An 18,880-nucleotide genomic window follows, 5' to 3' on the forward strand; every position below is an offset into this window, starting at 1 on the left:
TATGATGCTCCCAACCGGGCAATTCACCGGTTGGGGAATTCGCTAGCGGGACAATATTAGGTGGATACCAAAACCGGTGAATAACACCCCTGCCAGCCCATCAATCCATTTGGATAACCGCTGATAGCCACGGCGCATCACCGGCAAAGCAAAGACGCAGGCCACAATACTGAACCAGACAAAGGTCTCCGCAATAATCAGTACAAACAGGCCCCAGCGCGCACCCGCACTGATGTCATCGCCGACAAACAGTGAAAACACGCTGCCGAAATAGATAACCGCTTTGGGGTTCGATAAATTAGTCAGAAAACCCCGCAGAAAAGTCCGCCCACGCACAGGAAGTGCAACTTGCACCTCACCTTCTGAGACGTTTTGTTTAGAACGGGCGGATTTCAGTAGCTGCCAACCCATCCAACACAGGTATAACCCGCCGCCGACCATAATGATTTCATGTAGCCACGCCATTTTCTGCAAGATGAGATTTAGCCCCATCAGGGCGACTCCGGCCCAGACCACAATCCCCAGAGAAATACCGACTACGCCCATCATTGCTTCGCGGCGCGAGCGGCTAGCCGCAGTTTGCGAGACAAAAAAGAAATCAGGGCCAGGGCTCATCAAAGCCACCAGATGCACCAGTGCGACAGTCAGGAATAGCATTAGCATGAAGAATTTCTCTCTACAGGGAAGGCGACCTGTTAGTCGTCATTATTATCTACGTGGTCGCGGATCATCGCCATAAATGGTGCGCCAAAGCGTTCCAGCTTACGTTGCCCGACACCATTGACACTCAACAACTCGCTGGCCGTGATCGGCATTTGCTCCGCCATCTCCAGCAAGGTCGTGTCGTTAAACACCACATAAGGCGGAATATTACCTTCATCGGCAATAGATTTGCGCAATTTACGCAATTTGGCGAATAATTTGCGATCATAATTGCCGCCATAGGATTTTTGATTAGCGCTGCTACGCACTTTCAAACTCTGAATACGCGGCACGGCTAATTGTAACGGCAATTCAGCACGTAATACCGGGCGCGCGGCTTCGGTCAACTGCAAAGCAGAGAACATCGCGATATTTTGGCTCAGTAACCCAAGGTGAATAAGCTGACGCAACACACTGACCCAATGCTCATGACTTTGCTCGCGACCAATGCCGTAGACAGACAGCTTGTCATGACCAAACTCACGAATGCGCTGATTATTTGCCCCGCGCAATACCTCGACAATATACCCCAAACCAAACCGTTGCCCGACCCGATACACACAGGATAGCGCTTTTTGCGCATCAGCCAGCCCATCGTAGCGCTTTGGCGGATCCAAACAAATATCGCAGTTACCGCATGACTGCTGTTTGCCCTCGCCAAAATAGTTCAGCAACACTAATCGGCGGCAAGTTTGCGCTTCGGCAAAAGCCCCCATCGCATTGAGTTTGTGCCGCTCAATATCCTGTTGTGCGCCGGCCGGTTTTTCTTCCAGACAGCGGCGTAACCACGCCATATCGGCCGGGTCATACAGCAACATCGCCTCAGCGGGCAAACCATCACGCCCGGCACGCCCCGTTTCCTGATAATAAGATTCGATGGTGCGCGGAATATCAAAATGCACCACAAAGCGGACGTTGGGTTTGTTAATCCCCATGCCGAAAGCCACGGTGGCAACCACCACTTGCAAGTCATCGCGCTGGAAAGCTTCCTGTACCTGCGCCCGCCGCTCATTGTCCAGCCCAGCATGGTAAGCCGCCACACTTAAACCACGGCTTTGTAGCCGCGCGGTGGTGTCTTCCACTTTTGCCCGGCTATTGCAGTAAATAATGCCACTTTTGCCGCGCTGGTCTTGAACAAAACGCCACAGTTGATCCAGCGGTTTGAACTTCTCTACCAGCGTGTAGCGAATATTGGGGCGGTCAAAGCTGCTGACCTGAATTAAGGGGTTTTCCAGATTGAGCAGCCGCACGATATCCCCACGCGTGGCTTCATCAGCCGTCGCGGTCAGTGCTATTACCGGTAAATCAGGAAAACGTTGTTTGAGCTGGCCCAGGGCACGGTATTCCGGGCGGAAATCATGGCCCCATTGAGAGATGCAGTGCGCCTCATCCACCGCCAATAGCGCAGGACGCCACTGATGCAGTTGGTCAAGAAAGCTCTCCATTACCAGCCGTTCCGGCGCGATATACAGCAGCTTAATTTGACCACTGCGGCAGCCGTCCATCACCGCCAATTGCTGCTCGCGAGTTTGTGATGAGTTTAAGCACCCCGCACCCACGCCGTAAGCCAGCAGTTGGTCAACCTGGTCTTTCATCAGAGAGATTAAGGGGGAGACTACCAGCGTTAAGCCATCCGTCACTAATGCCGGGATCTGATAGCACAAGGATTTACCCCCGCCTGTTGGCATCACTACCAGACAGTCTTGCCCTGATAGGGTGGCGTTGATAATTTCTTGTTGTCCGGGCCGAAATTGCTGGTAGCCGAAAGTATCTCGCAATACTTGCTCTGCCAGTAACTCCCTATTTATCACTGCGGCGGTTGACACACTATTCCCCAACTATGAGATCTGCACAGGCCGGTGAACCGGCCTGTGTCTGAAACTTTTCTAACGCCGGATGACGTTAAAGGACATCATTCAACATGATACCCACACCCACCCGTGTTTGCCTAAAGTTATAGTCAATCATTGACTCACCATAGCCACTGAACACTTGGGTATAGAAACGGACATGCTTGGTAATCGGGTAGCTCCAGCCCATTTCCGCACCACCATAACCGGTATTCCAGTTATAGCGGCCATCCAGGCTGAACACACTTTCACCCAAAGCATAACCGACTTTTACACGATAATAACCCATGTATTTGTTGATATCCGGGTTGTCATCTTTGCTGTCACTTTCAGGGATGCGATACCAAGGTTTCAGATCAATTTCTAGATTACCGCGTTGCGCCATCAGACGGGTATAAACGCGATCCCAACTGCGAGAAGTTGGATCAGCTTTACCGTTAGACTGATGGTTGTAACCAAACTCTACTTCACGGAATGTCCAGCCAGCCCACTCATAATCGGTGGCCCATGCCAGGAATATCTGCGGTTCATAGTTGGTTTCACGGAATGGCGAAGATTCATCACTATTGGATGCCTGCCACCAAGAACGTTGGGTATAGGAAGCACCCAGTAAGGAGTTATCACCAGCAATACCACGCCAGATAGGGAAACCTAAACTCAGTTGGAATTTAACTTCGTCTTTCTTGGCATTTTCAGCCCAATCATAAGAGCTTATCGCCTCTTTATTGATATCGCTGGTATAGGTGTACAGCAAATAGTTTGTTTCATACGGATAAAGCAAAAACGGATTATCGTGATCTTGCAACATGGCTGCAATAATACTGCCGCGCACCGCTGGCGCATCATGAATCTTCTCAACCGTTGCTTCTTCTGCCTGTGCCAACGTCGGCACCAGTAATAACGCGATTAAAGCCTGCCAAAATCTTCCCATCATTCCCCCATCATTTTACGAATTATTTCTATTTGTAATGAAAACAGCTCATTCTACACACAAATGTTATCTGAGATTAGTGTTGTTTATATTTATGATTTAACGACTGGAAAACAACAAAATAGGAGCATAAAATAAACAAACTAATAACATGAGAAATTATCTTTTAAGAGAAAAATAATGCCTGTAACACCATTAACTCTGGAGAGTGCCCGCAGCCTCATTGGTGATATTTTTGTTTATCACATGCCATTTAACCGCGAATTAGGATTAAAATTAACTCGTTTCGAGCAAGATTACGCCGAAATTACTTTTGATAATAATGACAAGCTGGTCGGTAATATTGCGCAGCGGATATTGCACGGCGGGGTTATCGCCGCAGTGCTGGATGTTGCAGCGGGTCTGGTGTGTGTTGGGAATAGCCTGGTTCGCCATGAGCCACTGATTCAGGAACAACTGCAAATGAAACTGGCGAAAATGGGGACTATCGATTTGCGTGTCGACTATTTGCGCCCTGGCCGTGGTGAGCACTTTATTGCCAGCAGCCGTATTTTACGCAGTGGTAACAAGGTGTCTGTAGCTCGCGTTGAGTTGCATAATGAAAACCAAATGCATATCGCCAGCGCAACGGCGACCTATCTGGTTGGCTGATGCGACCTATTGCGGTGATGAATAATAACGTGAAGTTAAGTACACTCACCGCATCTCCTTTCTTGTTCTGAGCCACACCATGGATAAACAACGAACCCGTCAGGGCATTTTCTTTGCTCTGGCTGCCTATTTTATTTGGGGTATTGCCCCTGCTTATTTCAAGCTCATCCAACAGGTGCCGGCTGATGAAATTTTGACTCATCGGATTATCTGGTCATTTTTCTTTATGCTGATTCTGCTAACTGTTAGCCGCAATTGGCCTCAAGTCCGTAGCGCCATTAAAAATCGTAAACGCCTGCTATTACTGGCGGTTACCGCCGTATTAATTGCCAGTAACTGGTTATTATTTATTTGGGCGGTCAACCACAATCATATGCTGGAAGCCAGTCTCGGCTACTTTATTAATCCGTTGGTTAACGTGTTATTTGGCATGCTATTTCTCGGCGAGCGTTTTCGCCGCATGCAATGGGTTGCAGTGGCACTGGCGTTCGGCGGGGTATTAATTCAGCTGTGGCAGTTCGGTTCACTGCCGGTGATTGGTTTGGGTCTGGCGATTACCTTTGCGTTATACGGATTGATCCGCAAAAAGCTGGGCATTGATGCCCAAACCGGCATGTTGGTTGAAACAATGTGGCTATTGCCGATTGCGGCTGTTTATCTGTTCTTTATTGCTGACAGCCCGACCAGTCACATGGGGGCCAATACCTGGTCACTGAATGTTCTGTTAGCCGCAGCGGGCGTGATTACCACTATTCCGCTGCTGTTCTTCACCGCGGCTGCTACACGTTTACGGCTATCGACACTGGGCTTCTTCCAATACTTGGGGCCGACGCTGATGTTTATTCTGGCCGTCACTTTCTATGGTGAGACTATCGGCAACGACAAAATGGTCACTTTCGTCTTTATCTGGGCAGCCCTGTTATTGTTCACACTGGATGCGCTTTACACCCAACGCAAGCTACGTGCTTAACAGTTAAAATGCTAAAAAAAAGCCCGATAACATTGAGTTACCGGGCTTTTTTATTCATCCATACCCTAAATAATTCGAGTTACAGGAAGGCGGCCATTGAGTAACAAATTGGTCGGGAACCGATTTGAACAGCATTTATGCTAGCCCGCAGGGTGAGCCTCAAGGATGAGGCTCATTCATCCCCAGGAACTTACTCAAGTAAGTGATTCGGGTGCGTGAACGCAGCTAACCCCCCCTGCAACTTTAAGGGCAAAGGTTAGAGCCAGTTTTTGCGTTTGAAATACAAATATGGTGCCAGGCCAGCAATAATCATCAAACTGATCGCCCCCGGATAACCAAATGACCAGCGCAATTCCGGCATAAATTCAAAGTTCATCCCGTAGCTGGATGCCACCAAGGTGGGCGGCAGAAAGACAACCGAGACGACCGAGAAGATCTTGATAATGCGGTTCTGTTCGATGTTGATAAAGCCCATCGCCGCCTGCATCAGGAAGTTAACTTTCTGGAACAAGGATTCATTGTGCGGCAACAGGGATTCGATATCGCGCAGCACCTCGCGGGCCTGTTCTAGTTGGCCACTAGGCAAACGGGCCTTACGCACCAGGAAATTCAGCGCCCGCTGGGTATCCATTAGACACAACCGGACCTTCCAGCCGATATCCTCCTGTTCCGCCAACGTGGAGAGCGCAGCATCATATTCATCGCCCTGCTGGCCTTCCATGATGACGCGGCTTAAGGCTTCCAAGTCGCTGTAAATATTCTCAATTTCATCTGCCAGCTGTTCAATTTTAGTTTCAAACAAATCCAGCAGCAATTCATAGGCGTTGCCGTCAACCAGTGTTTGGTTGCGCGCGCGCATCCGATATAAACGGAATGCCGGTAATTCGCGTTCGCGCAGGGTATACAAGCGGCCATCACGAATAGTAAATGCCACGGTTGAGTTACCGGCGTGGTCTTCAGCATCTTCGTAATAGAAGAAGGAGTGGATATGCAGGCCATCTTCGTCTTCAAAGAATCGTGCGGAGGCCTCGATGTCATCCAACTCTGGCCGCGTAGCCAGGCTTTGCCCTAATTCATTCTGGACGCGTTCCCGCTCACCCTCTTCTGGCTCGACTAAATCGACCCAAAGTGAGGAAGTCAGGTCATCTGATTCATCCAGCTCCAAACGGGATAAGCGATTGTTACTTAATTTAAATGCGCTCAGCATGTGCCAAAACTCCCTTGCGGTGATGGATAGGGAAAACGCATTGAAGCACAGAAACAGGTCAGTATTGAAATACCCTTTGTTTCAGACCATAAGGAGATCTGACTCACAGCGGCGGTTTAGCGGGGCCGCTGACAACCACGAAGGCTATCAGCAAATAAGAGGATAGCCTTAGAAGTTGCACCATATGAACAGGTTATTGAGCCAGTATCTACTGGGTGTGTCCAAGGCGAATGTCCTCATCAAGAATAGTGCGCGCATGTTACGCCGAGAAGAAAAAGGCTGTCAACCGGTTAAAAGGTGTTAATTCATGAGCACAATTTTCAGTTCTGAGTGGCAAGATTTTTTATCCCACAGCGCGCAGCGATATACCCTAAATAATTCGAGTTGCAGAAAGGCGGCCAACACATATGCAGCTTGAAGTATGACGGGTATAACATCAATCTGTTTACGCGAGATTACAGTCAGCCACTCTTAAGGATATTTGACCAGAATGAAGCAAATCACCCAACAAACCCTAGTGCAGTTGAGCCAGCAAGCGCAGCAGTCACCGCGTCAGAGAGCCAATCTTAACTTCCATCCACAGCTCGACGACCCGATACAGCGCCTGGCGATAGCAATGGAGCCAGAGACGTATGTCCGCCCACATCGCCACCCCCACACTTGGGAATTACTGACTGCATTGCACGGCAACTTTATTGTGCTGCTGTTTGATGACGCAGGGAAAGTCACCCACCGCACGCTGTTGGGCCGGGAAACCGCTATTATGGAAATCCCCGCTAATGTGTGGCACGCCGTGCTCTCACTGGAAGAAGGGGCGGTTATTTTTGAAGTTAAACACGGCCCTTACCAGCCCATTACTGCTGAATATTTCGCCCGCTGGTCACCTGCCGAGGGTGAAGAGGAAGTCAGCAATCTATTGGCATGGTATGCGACGGCTGATATTGGGGCGCATTATCAGCAATAAAATCTGCCGGAAATAATATCAGTAAAAAAACCGAAGTCAGCTTCGACTTCGGTTTTGTGTATCCTGCCTCTTTATTGTGCTGATAACTCAGCAAAACTCACAAACAGGCTTTCCCTTGGTATTGGCAAAATAATCAACGTTTTATATTTTTAAACTGCTTAGTAGTATCCGTCAGTGCAATTTCTGTTGGTAACCTCTCCATGGAGCTGGCACCGTAGAAACCATCACATTGCGGGCAATTGTCCAAGATGTATTGAGCATCTTCTGGGGTAGAAATCGGCCCGCCGTGACACAACACAATCACATCTTCGCGCACCGCTTTTGCGGCGGCGGCCCATTGATTAATCAGAGGCACACAGTCAGCCAGCTTCAACGCGGTGTCAGCGCCAATATTGCCGCCAGTGGTCAGCCCCATATGAGGAACAATAATATCGGCCCCCGCTTGAGTCATGGCGACAGCATCTTCGGCACTGAAAATATACGGCGTGGTGAGTAAATCTTTCTCGTGAGCCAAGCGAATCATGTCTACTTCCAAACCATAGCCCATGCCGGTTTCTTCAAGGTTGGCGCGGAAATTCCCGTCAATTAAACCCACGGTCGGGAAGTTCTGTACACCCGAAAAACCCAATGCTTTCAGTTGATCCAAAAAGTGGTCGAACTGACAGAACGGATCGGTACCATTAACCCCCGCTAACACTGGCGTGTTCTTGACGACCGGCAACACTTCTTTTGCCATATCGACCACAATTTCATTGGCATTGCCGTAGGCCAACAGACCGGCCAGCGAACCACGACCGGCCATGCGATAGCGGCCCGAGTTATAGATGACGATAAGATCAATACCGCCAGCTTCTTCACATTTGGCCGATAGACCCGTACCCGCACCGCCGCCGATAATCGGTTCACGGCGGGCGATCATTTCCCGGAATTTAGCCAATATGGCCTGGCGTTGAAATTTTGGCATGTGTTTCTCCAGATATTAAATGGCCCTAACCCCGTCATACTTCAAACTCAAATTATTTAGGGTTGGATGGGCTTTTTGCTATTTCTTTAAAGTTTTCTACCGCAGCCTGGGCAAACTGTGGGTCATTGATATTGAATGGGTAATGCACCAGACGGCGTTTGTCAGTTTGAATCACGGTTTCTTCCAGCGTATGGATAAAAGCTTGCAGTGCTTTTTCGTCCCAGAAAGGTTGGCCCGGCGCATCTAATGCCGAGAATCCGCCCTGTGGAATTAAGAAACGCACCTCGCCTTCACAGCGGTTGAGCTTCTCGCCAATCCAGCGCGCCATCTCAATGTTCTCTTGCTCGGTGGTGCGCATCAATGTGACTTGCGCATTGTGCTCATAGAACAAGCGGTCGGCATATTTCGCCGGAATGGTGGCGGGGCTACCAAAATTAACCATATCTAATGCGCCGCAAGAGCCAACATAAGGAATTTGGGTGTGAGCAATAGCATCAAACCTTTCTGGGCCGCACGCTAATACCCCATCAAATAACAGATCGCAAACCTCGGTGGTGGTCAGATCCAGCGCCCCTGCCAGTAAGCCGCTTTCAGCCAATTTCTCCATCGCTTTGCCACCACTGCCGGTCGCGTGGAACACTAAACAATCATATTCTGCCGATAACGCTGCGCTAACCGATTGAATACAGGGGGTTGTCACGCCAAACATGGTCAAACCCAGCGCCGGTTTGTCATCAGTAGCGGTTTCTTCTTTTTGAGCAAAGTAAACCGCACCAGCAATTTGATGGGCCGCATTGCTGAGCACTCGGCGGGAAATACGATTGAGCCCGGCAATATCGGTGACTGAATACATCATGGCGATATCACTGGCACCGATGTAACCGGAAACATCACCAGAAGCCATGGTGGACACCATCAGTTTAGGAATACCGATAGGTAAACTTTGCATAGCGGGTGTTATCAGCGCCGTACCACCGGAGCCTCCCAAACCTAACAGTGCAGCCACATCATCACGGCTGGCAATAAAACGCTCAAAAGCCACCGCCATCGCACTTATCGCCCGCCCTCTGTCACCACAAAAGACGGCCTGACGCCCATCAGGGTGATGGCTCGCCACCGTTTCGGCCGCAATATCAGCGCCGCCGGCGTGCTGGCCTTCTTTGGTCGATAAATCAACCGTCACCGTGGTCAGGCCGGTTGCTCTAATCAATTCACTGACATAAGCCAGCTCATCGCCTTTGGTATCTGTCGTAGTCGCGATAAAAATATGACGGGGCATCTGAACATCCTTCTATGAATGCGGAATGTCACAAAAATGAGCGAGTTGGTTAAGATAGAATCATATTGAGACTGTAGTATCATTTTCGCAAAGTGTATAACTTAAATATGAGACTATAGTCTCAAAAATAATCTGAATATGAATGGCATTCATGGCGATTTGTGCGAGCGGTTTGTTATAGTGAGCAAAAATGCGCTATCTAGATTATGGAGTGACCGTGAGTCATCAGGATAAACCAGAACGCGCCTCCCCATCGCTAACCACCATCAGGGCCAGAACCCGGCGGTTACTTATTGACACTGCGATGTCGATGTATGAACAAGGCGCATTTCCATCAATAACTGAAGTCGCCAATGCCGCCCAGCTTTCCCGGGCCACGGCTTACCGCTATTTCCCGACACAAAGTGCCTTGGTTTCTGCCATGGCCGGTGATTCACTTCTTTGCCATACAGGCGGCGGCTCTCGGCATAGCAAAGTGTCAGTTTTTGCATAGCGCGGGTGACCCCAACATAGGCCAGCCGCCGTTCCTCTTCCAGACGCCCACTTTCATCCAGTGACATCTGGCTCGGGAACATGCCCTCTTCCATACCTACGATGAATACCTGTGGGAACTCCAGCCCTTTTGCTGAATGGAGAGTCATCAATTGCACTGCATCCTGATAGGCATCAGCTTGGCCCTCACCGGCTTCCAGCGCCGCATGAGAAAGAAACGCCTGCAATGGCATCAAATCCTGATCTTCATCCTGATAGCTGTATTGGCGGGTCGCATTGACCAGCTCTTCAAGGTTTTCGATACGCGCCTGGCCTTTTTCGCCCTTTTCCTGCTCATACATCGACCACAAACCGGAATCGCGCATCACTCGGTCAGTTTGGACATGCAGCGGCATATCTGCGGTTTCATGCGCCAGTGAATCCACCAGTTCGACAAAACGTTGCAAGGCAGAAGCCGCACGGCCCGCCAGCACTTTTTCCTGTAACATGGCGCGGGTGGATTGCCATAAAGTTAACTGGCGATCACGGGCAGTTTGGCGAATCACATCTAAGGTGCGATCGCCAATACCGCGGGTCGGGGTATTCACCACCCGCTCAAAAGCGGCATCGTCATTGCGGTTGGAAATCAGACGCAGATAAGCCAATGCATCTTTGATTTCTTGCCGTTCGAAGAAGCGCTGGCCACCATAAATACGGTACGGCGTGGCCGTCTGTAATAAAGCTTCTTCCAAAACACGCGATTGGGCGTTACTGCGATACAAAATGGCGCAATCATTCAGCGCACCGCCATTGTCGCGCCAGGCTCTAATGCGGTTAACCACAAACCGAGCTTCATCCAGCTCGTTAAAAGCACAATAGAGCGAGATTGGCTCGCCCTCAACGCCTTCAGTCCATAAGTTTTTACCCATACGGCCGTCATTATTGGCAATCAGGGCATTCGCTGCCGTCAGGATATTGCTGGTCGAGCGGTAATTTTGCTCCAATCGAATAGTTTCAGCGCCGGGAAAGTCTTTCAGGAAGCGCTGGATATTCTCCACCTGCGCCCCGCGCCAACCATAGATTGACTGGTCATCGTCGCCGACAATCATCACATTGGAGCGCTCCCCCGCCAGCAGGCGGATCCAAGCGTATTGGATGTTGTTAGTATCTTGGAACTCATCCACCAGAATATTGGTAAAGCGCTCGCGATAATGATTCAGAATATGCGGTTTATTCAGCCATAGCTCATGCGCGCGCAATAATAGCTCGGCAAAATCCACCAAACCCGCGCGGTCACAAGCTTCTTGATAGGCTTGATAGATACGCAACCAAGTAGCTTCGACCGGGTTACCGTAGCTCTCAATATGCTGCGGACGTAGCCCTTCGTCTTTCTTGCCGTTGATGTACCACATCGCCTGACGCGGTGGCCACTGTTTCTCATCTAAATTCAGGGCCTTAACCAAGCGTTTCAATAAGCGCAGTTGGTCGTCGCTGTCGAGGATTTGGAAATCCTGCGGCAGATTGGCATCCATATGGTGGGCCCGCAGCAACCGGTGCGCCAAGCCATGGAAAGTCCCAATCCACATTCCACCCTGACTGGTGCCAATCAAATGCTCAATACGGTGGCGCATTTCAGCCGCCGCTTTATTGGTAAAGGTGACTGCGATAATAGAGTACGGCGAGGCATTTTCTACGGATAACAGCCAGGCAATACGGTGCACCAGCACCCGAGTTTTACCACTGCCCGCGCCGGCCAGTACCAACAGGTTGCAGCGTGGCGCGGCCACGGCTTCGCGTTGTTTTTCATTCAGGCTGTCGAGCAGATCAGAAACGTCCATAGGCACCGTTTATCGGGTAAGGGAAAATAGCCAAATCGCCAGTTATCCGGCGATTTTACCATCATTCCACTGTGAATTTATACAGAGTTATTGCAGAGGATTATAGCAATGCTGTCAGGGAAGCCAACTGCGAAATCTCAATATGGGGTAATAGCCGGCTATCACTGGCCGTCATCAGGCTTTGTTCGCGGTCATTAATCCAGCAAGCTTGCATGCCACAACGTAGCGAACCGGCAACATCCGTGGTCAGGTCATCACCGACATGCAAGATATGTTTCAGCGGAATATCCAGATGATTCGCCGCCTTATGGTACATATCGCGGAAAGGTTTGGCACGGCCATGGGGGCCGGAGCGCAAGACAAACTGGAAATAATTATCCAGCCCGCAAGCTTTGGTGTCCGCATTGCCATTGGTGATAGCCACCAGCGGATAATGCTCTGCCAGTGCGCTCAACGTGTCATGGGTGGCGGGCGGCACATAAATACGGCTACGCCATAGGGCAAAGTTTTCCATGGCCGCATCGGCCCCACATTGCGCTTCTGACTTACTCAAACCATGGCGAATCAACCCCAGTTCGATAGCATGCCAACGCCACTGAGTGACATCGTGGTAAATATCGGGGTCTTGCGCCAGTAATTCACTGCGGAAACCCTGTAAATCTGCGGCTTGTAACTGCGCCAAATTGGGATGATATTGCTGTAGAAATGCCACAGATTCTTGTTCTGTACGGGATATCACCGGCCGATTGTCATACAGGGTGTCATCCAAATCGAAAGTAATGGCGGAAATACGCTCAAGTGGACGATAAAAATGCATCAGGATTTGCCTCGTTTGGCCCGTGGATGAGCAGCATCATACACTGTTGCCAGATGTTGAAAGTCAAGATGGGTATAAATTTGTGTGGTAGTCAGATTGGCGTGGCCCAGTAATTCTTGCACCGCGCGCAGGTCGCCGCTGGATTCCAACATGTGGGTGGCGAAAGAGTGGCGCAATTTATGGGGGTGAATATGGCTACTAACGCCTTGTTTTACCCCCCATTCGGCAAAGCGCTTTTGTACATTGCGCGCGGAAATTCGCTTGCCGGTATTGGCTAAAAATATGGCGTCATCTTGCGGTTCAAACAATTCACGCAGTTCCAGCCAATGCTCCAACCACTTGACCGCCGTCTTGCCAATAGGGACTTTGCGCTCTTTGCTGCCCTTGCCCATCACCCACACTTCACCGCTCGCCAGATCCACATGTTTGCAGTTCATTCCGACCAGTTCAGATAAACGCAGACCCGCGCCATACATCACTTCCAGCATCGCCCGGTCACGCACGGCCAGTGGATCATTCAAGTCGATATCCAGCAGTTTATCGACTTCATCGACATCAATATTTTTCGGCAGATGGCGGCCAGAGCGCGGGGTACTGACCCCTTTGGCAGGATTGACCTGCATGACGCCCTGACTGACCAGCCAGTTGAGGAAACTGCGCAAAGCCGAGAGCCGCAAAGCCAGGCTGGATGAGTGCAAACCAGCGCGTTTACTGCGGGAAACCAAGGAGCGCACCTGAGCGGCATCCAGCGTTTGCCAGTGTGCCAAGCCCATTTGCTCGCCCATTTCCATCAGCGCTTGCAGCTGACGCCGATAACTGATGATAGTCAGTGGGCTGAGTTGGCGCTCAACTTTGAGGTAGCGCAGGAAGGCTTCAACCTGCGGGGCAAGCGAAGCACTAAACTCGGTCATACTGACTCTATCCAGCGCTCCAGCAAGCTCGGCAGTAATGTGGATAACTGATTAAGCATCACAGTGCCCATACCTTGCTGGTAATGCTGCGTATCGCGGCTGCTGAAGATAATCACCCCCAGATCGCCGTCTTTACCCAACAATGATAACGCCACCGACCCAACTTGCTTCGCTTGAGGCAATAACAGCAACAACTCCGGCCCGTTTAAGCTGCCAAGATAATGGCGCTCATTACCCAACCGCTGAATGCGCATCGGCTCGAAAGCATGCCGAGATAGCCCCAAATGAGTGAAATCAGAGGGCGCGCCAGTTTGCCAGCGGTCAGTGAATAATCTGACATTCGCCCCAGCCAGCCCGAAATCTCTGGCCCAGCGCTGCAAGCGATTGAGCATATCTTGCAAGCTACTGGCAGCAGCGAGGTTACTTTGCAGTTGCAGCAAGCGGTTGAATAGCACTTCATTCAGACCCGCCTGCTCCATCAGTAACGTAATCTCTTCTTCCAACTGGCTTATCTGATGACGCTGACGCCCTAGCTGCCATTCCACCAGCGAGACCGTGCCTCTCACCGGATGGGGAATATGCATCTGTTCAACTAAACGAGCATTGCGGATAAAGAAGTCGGGATTTTGCAATAAATACTGCATAACGGCATCGTCATCTAACTCGATACCCGCTAGCGCCTGCTCCTCAGAACTTTTCATGTCACACCCGTTATAATGAACATTCGTACCCTAAATAATTCGAGTTGCAGGAAGGCGGCAACTGAGTAAGTCCCCAGGAGCTTACATAAGTAAGTGACTGGGGTGAGCGAAGGCGGCCAACGCACATGCAGCTTGAAGTATGACGGGTATACTAAAGATGGATGAAGCCATCATACACATGAGTGGCCGGCCCGGTCATATACAGTGGGTGACCCGGCCCTTTCCAACTGATATGCAAACTGCCACCCGGCAATTCAACATGAACCTCTTCACCCAATAATTCTTGCTGAATGCCAACCGCCACGGCCGCACAAGCCCCACTACCACAGGCCTGAGTCTCACCGGCTCCGCGCTCATACACCCGCAAGCGGATATGTTCGCGGCTCACCACCTGCATAAAACCGATATTGGCCCGCTCAGGGAAGCGCTCATGGCTTTCTAATACTGGGCCGAGCAAGGCAACATTGGCAACCGAAACATCATCAACTTGCATCACACAGTGAGGATTGCCCATCGAGACCACGCCACACAATACCGTGTGCTCCGCAGCGCGAAAAATGTAGGTTTTCTCCGCTTTAGTTGCCCGGAAAGGGACCGCTTGCGGATCAAAATTGGGCTCGCCCATATTGACGCAAACCAGTTCATCCTCAGTGACACTGAGTATCATGCGGCCGGTTTGGGTACTGACACTGATATCGCGTTTGTTGGTCAGACCTTTCAGCCGCACAAAACGGGCAAAACAGCGCGCGCCATTGCCACACTGAGAGACTTCGCTGCCATCGGCATTAAAAATGCGGTAGTGAAAATCCAGCTCGGGGTCATAAGGCGGCTCAACCACCAACATCTGATCAAAGCCCACGCCAGTGTGCCGGTCTGCTAATCGGCGGATTAACTCCGGCGAAAAGTAAACATTTTGGGTAACTGCATCGACAACCATAAAATCATTGCCAAGACCGTGCATTTTGGAGAACTGCATTTCATACTCCGCTGACTTTTATTTACCGGCTAAATTTTCGGTATTGGCCCAATCTGGCTGCGCTAGGGATGGTCACTGTGGCCCAGCAATACTCTGGGTCGGTTTTGAATCACCCGGCACACCCTGCTGATTCTTATCGATCTGGCCGCTGTCTTGTTGTGCCGTTTCCACTTTGGGCTTCTCTGACGGTGGGAAATATAACGGGCCTTTCAGGCCACAACCGGCAAGTGTTAACACCATCATCGCGGTAAGCGGCCAATATAATTTTTTTTTCATTTTTTAACGCCTGTAAATTGTTTTGACGCCGGTAAAAGTATTAATGCCTGTGAATCGTGCGCCTAAGGTCTCTATAATCGCAGGTGGATCATGAAAAGCAATAGGAATTGAATATGAACGACAGCGAGTTTCATCAGTTAGCCGATCAATTGACACTTTACATTGAAGAGACACTGGACAGTTTTAGCGGCGATAGCGATATTGATTATGAAACCAATGGTGGGGTGATGACCCTAACTTTCGAAAATGGCAGCAAAATTATTATCAACCGCCAAGAGCCGTTACATCAGGTATGGCTGGCGACTAAAGCAGGCGGTTACCATTTTGATTACCGCGAAGGGCACTGGTATTGTTCGCGCAGCGGCGAAGAATTCTTTACCAAACTGTCCGAAGCCGCTACCGCCCAAGCTGGCGAAGTCGTAAGTTTTAGCTAGTCACAGTCAGTGATTCGGGTAAGAGCGCGCAGCTAACACCCCTGCGGCTTCAAGGACACAAGCTATTCCCCAAAGTCATTGGAGTTGCAGGTAGGCAGCCAGTAAACGCATCCCGATGAGCTGACTCAAGTCAGTGATTCGGGTAAGAGCGCGCAGCTAACACCCCTGCGGCTTCAAGGACACAGGGGAAATTAATGTAGCTGAAACTGCTGCGCTGGCGCGGAGGTTTCTTTATCAGCAATATGCAGATGAGACAGCGCATTGCTACGGAAAGGAATGACCTGAGTTCGGCCATCTAACTGCACAATTTGGTAGAATTGCGGCAGGTTGAAGTTGATAAAGCTGGAACCGTAGGTAAAGCGGTCGTGGGAAGATGAATAAAAACGGCTGACATCCCGTACCAACTCCTCTTTACTGCCCTCGCAATGGTGATAAACCTCAACGCGGTTTGATTCATCCAAAATATAAATATTAAAACCTTTCTCATCTGCGGTGCCTTCGAAGAAGAACTGAATGATCCCTTCGCTAGCAAAACCATCGACTACCGGTGGCAGATGAATTTGATCGGCTTCGACCTGAATCGATAACCCATGCAGCTTGTTATTGGAAATCGCACCATAGAATTCGACCGCATTTTCCAATTTCTGAACCGAGACACTTAAGCGCTCAAAGAATAATCCCCAAGTCTGCCCAGAAACCCGCACTGCTTTGAAACGGCCCGGTTCCTGACGAGTACTCGACAGGCGCAGTTCAATGCATTCAGAAACCAATTGTTGGATACGGGTACGAATCAGGCCACGTAAGTGTTGGCTATAGCAGAACACATCCACGGATTCTGGCGGTGCCGCATCCTGATGCATTTTGCCTAAAATAGTTTTCAGGGCTTCCAATACTGCTTGCTCACCACTGAAATGCAGGGTTCGCACTTCATTCCATGAGTTGCGGTACAGCAAATCGATGCTCCCGACCAGGCATTGCTGCTGTTCGCCAAAACTGAAAACATCCATTTTACGGAAATCAAAATGAACCACCTGATTGCGGAAAGCCGCCGTAGGATCATGTTCCAGATTGACGATAATCGCCAAGTGGCGAATCTCACATGGGCTATACAGCGCTTTAGGTGTTGGTGCGGGCAGCCGCAATGGGAAATGGTGAGAGATATCAGTCACCAACTCTTGCAGTTTCACGGTATCGCACAGATTGGCACTTTTAATATGCAGCCGTGTTTTGCTGGTCAACAAGCCGTTGAAATAGGCCCATGACACCAATTTATTCAGATAACGGTTATATTCCAGCGGCTGATGGCTGACAATAGCATCCATTGACGGCGCTTGATTATACAGATACCAACCAGGGCGGTTTGCGCGCCCTGCGGGCACATGAATAAAGGTCAGATGTTCTTCTGAAAGATCCGGTGAAATTTGCGGGTTAACCAGTGTCACTTTACCCGGCAAGGCTTCAAATGCCGCATACAATTTACGGGTCAGAACCCCGATATCTTGCGGGCTGGCGCTGACACTCAAGTTATTGCGCCGCGCAAAGCGAATCAAATTACGATAGCTTTGCATCATCGCGTCTAACAGCTCGTTATGCGCCTCACGCACCCGTTCAATTTTCCAATTCGCGCGGTTATCCAGCACCGCCAGGTTCTCGTCACTCCAGCCCCATTCACTGACTAATTGGCTGAGAATTTCACGCCGCCAACCGGCACTCGCGGGCGTGCGAGATAATTTCTCACACACTTTCAGATAGAAACAACGGCGCACCAAGTTCAACCGGGTAGTGTCATTGATTTGGGTCAGATAGCGGGTGACGCGATCGAGCATCATGCAGTAAGCATCAAGGCCAAACGCCACAATCTCACCAGCATGCAAGCGCTGCTTGATTTCCATCGCCAATAGTTGGGAGTTAGGATATTCCCACGAATACGCTTCGAGCAGGACGGTTTTCAGCACCGCCTTATAAGGCGAATCAATACTCTTATATAATTGCCACAAACTGGCTCCGAAATACTCTTCCGCTGACAGGGTGCTCAGACCGCCCAAATCCAGCCATTCATTCGGCGTCAGTACGCCCTGCGCATACAGCGACAGCACATAATCATCGTAATTATTTTCTTCTTCAACCGGAACCATATTCCACAGAATACGTTTCCCTGCCAGACGAACCGCACTGCGGTAAAATTCATCCAGCAATAAAATATGTTGGGTGGATCCGCAATCTTCGCCGCCCAGACTGCCGCTGGCATTATGGCGGAAACGGTTTTCATCAATCAGGAAGAAGCTGACCTCAACACCCATTGATGCAGCCCATTTCTCCAGCAAGCTACATTTCTTTTGCAGGCGGTTGCGTTCGTCAGTATCAAGCCAAGCTTGGTGACACACCCAGATGTCCAGATCGGATGTATGGCACTGGCCAATAGATGAAGTGCTTCCCATTGAGTAGACGCCGGTAATCGGCAGTTCACCGCCCACACTCTGCTGCAAAGGCTGGCCCCATTTGGCTTCAACCTGAGAGAGATAATCCTGTTGTGTTTCATTGGGCGTGAAAAGGCAGATGCCATGGGGAACGTTACCATCAAGGTAACCCGGCATCAGTGGGTGATGACAATGTAATAGGGTCGGTAGCAGACTGTAGACCTTTTGGAAGGCTGGCCCCATGGCCGCCAAGGCGCGATCGACTCGTAATTGGTTGATCGCATCCAGTCGCTGTTTCAGTGTCTCGATGTAGAGGTACAAGACGTCTCGCCTGGTTATTCCGGTGCTTAGAATTGTTCCGGTGCTTAGAAAGAAACCCGTGTTCCAGATTCGTTTATTGCTTTTTTTGACTTTCACCCAAAATGTACTTTTTGTTGAACTGACCAAAAAACATTTTGTTTGAAGACATTTTGTTTGAATAACAGTGAACGAATTATTGCTGGAAACGTGATCAATCTAAC

General features: G+C 50.1%; 16 protein-coding genes and 2 pseudogenes. 5 read left to right on the forward strand and 13 right to left on the reverse strand.

The annotated features are described in order from the left end of the window. Nucleotides 1-42: 42 nt before the first annotated feature. From rhtC to pldA, 3 genes are all read right to left on the reverse strand, one after another. A complete protein-coding gene (gene rhtC, locus DX162_RS04940) occupies nt 43-663 on the reverse strand; it encodes a threonine export protein RhtC (protein ID WP_004391309.1) in 621 nt (206 codons plus the stop codon). 32 nt (nt 664-695) lie between these two features. Continuing rightward, nucleotides 696-2,528 (reverse strand): ATP-dependent DNA helicase RecQ, encoded by a 1,833-nt coding sequence (gene recQ / locus DX162_RS04945; protein ID WP_004391308.1) that lies wholly within the window; start codon nt 2,526-2,528, stop codon nt 696-698. 76 nt (nt 2,529-2,604) lie between these two features. Then, entirely contained in the window at nt 2,605-3,483 is an 879-nt protein-coding gene (pldA, locus tag DX162_RS04950) for a phospholipase A (protein WP_032820168.1), read from the reverse strand. Between the two features lie 180 nt (nt 3,484-3,663). On the opposite strand from pldA, the gene DX162_RS04955 reads away from it, so the two are divergent. Both DX162_RS04955 and rarD read left to right on the forward strand, forming a co-directional pair. Beyond that, nucleotides 3,664-4,134: a thioesterase family protein gene (locus DX162_RS04955; protein WP_004391305.1), complete on the forward strand. Its 471-nt coding sequence runs from the start codon at nt 3,664-3,666 to the stop codon at nt 4,132-4,134. A gap of 79 nt (nt 4,135-4,213) precedes the next feature. Then, complete coding sequence (gene rarD, locus DX162_RS04960; protein ID WP_004391304.1) at nt 4,214-5,104, forward strand: EamA family transporter RarD; 891 nt, start codon at nt 4,214-4,216, stop codon at nt 5,102-5,104. Between the two features lie 256 nt (nt 5,105-5,360). On the opposite strand, the gene corA is transcribed toward rarD, so the two are convergent. Continuing rightward, nucleotides 5,361-6,311: a magnesium/cobalt transporter CorA gene (gene corA, locus DX162_RS04965; protein ID WP_004391303.1), complete on the reverse strand. Its 951-nt coding sequence runs from the start codon at nt 6,309-6,311 to the stop codon at nt 5,361-5,363. A gap of 490 nt (nt 6,312-6,801) precedes the next feature. On the opposite strand from corA, the gene DX162_RS04970 reads away from it, so the two are divergent. Further along, nucleotides 6,802-7,275, forward strand: a complete 474-nt coding sequence (locus tag DX162_RS04970; RefSeq protein ID WP_004391302.1) for a WbuC family cupin fold metalloprotein — start codon at nt 6,802-6,804, stop codon at nt 7,273-7,275. Nucleotides 7,276-7,408: 133 nt separating this feature from the next. Here the strand turns inward: DX162_RS04970 and DX162_RS04975 are convergent, their stop codons facing one another. Both DX162_RS04975 and DX162_RS04980 read right to left on the reverse strand, forming a co-directional pair. Then, on the reverse strand, nt 7,409-8,239 hold the full coding sequence (locus DX162_RS04975; RefSeq protein ID WP_004391301.1) for a phosphoenolpyruvate hydrolase family protein: 831 nt from the start codon (nt 8,237-8,239) through the stop codon (nt 7,409-7,411). A gap of 52 nt (nt 8,240-8,291) precedes the next feature. Beyond that, a complete protein-coding gene (locus DX162_RS04980) occupies nt 8,292-9,518 on the reverse strand; it encodes a Tm-1-like ATP-binding domain-containing protein (RefSeq protein WP_004391300.1) in 1,227 nt (408 codons plus the stop codon). A 190-nt stretch (nt 9,519-9,708) separates the two neighbouring features. On the opposite strand from DX162_RS04980, the pseudogene DX162_RS04985 reads away from it, so the two are divergent. Beyond that, nucleotides 9,709-9,957 (forward strand): annotated as a pseudogene (locus DX162_RS04985) (helix-turn-helix domain-containing protein); the annotation flags it as partial. Here the strand turns inward: DX162_RS04985 and uvrD are convergent. The 6 genes and pseudogenes from uvrD to lptM form a co-directional block, all read right to left on the reverse strand. Then, nucleotides 9,941-11,827: pseudogene (uvrD, locus tag DX162_RS04990) on the reverse strand (DNA helicase II); the annotation flags it as partial. The pseudogenes DX162_RS04985 and uvrD overlap by 17 nt on opposite strands. A gap of 100 nt (nt 11,828-11,927) precedes the next feature. Beyond that, nucleotides 11,928-12,644: a 5-amino-6-(5-phospho-D-ribitylamino)uracil phosphatase YigB gene (yigB, locus tag DX162_RS04995; protein WP_032820166.1), complete on the reverse strand. Its 717-nt coding sequence runs from the start codon at nt 12,642-12,644 to the stop codon at nt 11,928-11,930. Continuing rightward, nucleotides 12,644-13,555 carry a tyrosine recombinase XerC gene (xerC, locus tag DX162_RS05000; RefSeq protein WP_071777651.1) on the reverse strand — a complete coding sequence of 304 codons (912 nt, stop codon included), beginning with the start codon at nt 13,553-13,555 and terminating at the stop codon, nt 12,644-12,646. Before xerC ends, yigB begins: the two co-directional genes overlap by 1 nt. Next, nucleotides 13,552-14,256 carry a DUF484 domain-containing protein gene (locus tag DX162_RS05005; protein WP_004391297.1) on the reverse strand — a complete coding sequence of 235 codons (705 nt, stop codon included), beginning with the start codon at nt 14,254-14,256 and terminating at the stop codon, nt 13,552-13,554. Before DX162_RS05005 ends, xerC begins: the two co-directional genes overlap by 4 nt. A 151-nt stretch (nt 14,257-14,407) precedes the next feature. Further along, nucleotides 14,408-15,232: a diaminopimelate epimerase gene (dapF, locus tag DX162_RS05010; RefSeq protein ID WP_004391296.1), complete on the reverse strand. Its 825-nt coding sequence runs from the start codon at nt 15,230-15,232 to the stop codon at nt 14,408-14,410. Between the two features lie 72 nt (nt 15,233-15,304). Next, the gene (gene lptM / locus DX162_RS05015; protein ID WP_049563521.1) at nt 15,305-15,508 is read right to left on the reverse strand and encodes an LPS translocon maturation chaperone LptM; all 204 of its coding nucleotides are present in this window, start codon (nt 15,506-15,508) and stop codon (nt 15,305-15,307) included. Nucleotides 15,509-15,621: 113 nt separating this feature from the next. Between lptM and cyaY the strand changes: the two genes are divergently transcribed. Further along, complete coding sequence (gene cyaY / locus DX162_RS05020; RefSeq protein WP_004391294.1) at nt 15,622-15,942, forward strand: iron donor protein CyaY; 321 nt, start codon at nt 15,622-15,624, stop codon at nt 15,940-15,942. A gap of 191 nt (nt 15,943-16,133) precedes the next feature. Here cyaY and DX162_RS05025 read toward each other — a convergent pair whose 3' ends face one another. Next, nucleotides 16,134-18,680, reverse strand: a complete 2,547-nt coding sequence (locus DX162_RS05025) for a class I adenylate cyclase (protein WP_098081021.1) — start codon at nt 18,678-18,680, stop codon at nt 16,134-16,136. Nucleotides 18,681-18,880: the final 200 nt, after the last annotated feature.

This window comes from Yersinia kristensenii (assembly GCF_900460525.1).
Lineage (GTDB): Bacteria > Pseudomonadota > Gammaproteobacteria > Enterobacterales > Enterobacteriaceae > Yersinia > Yersinia kristensenii.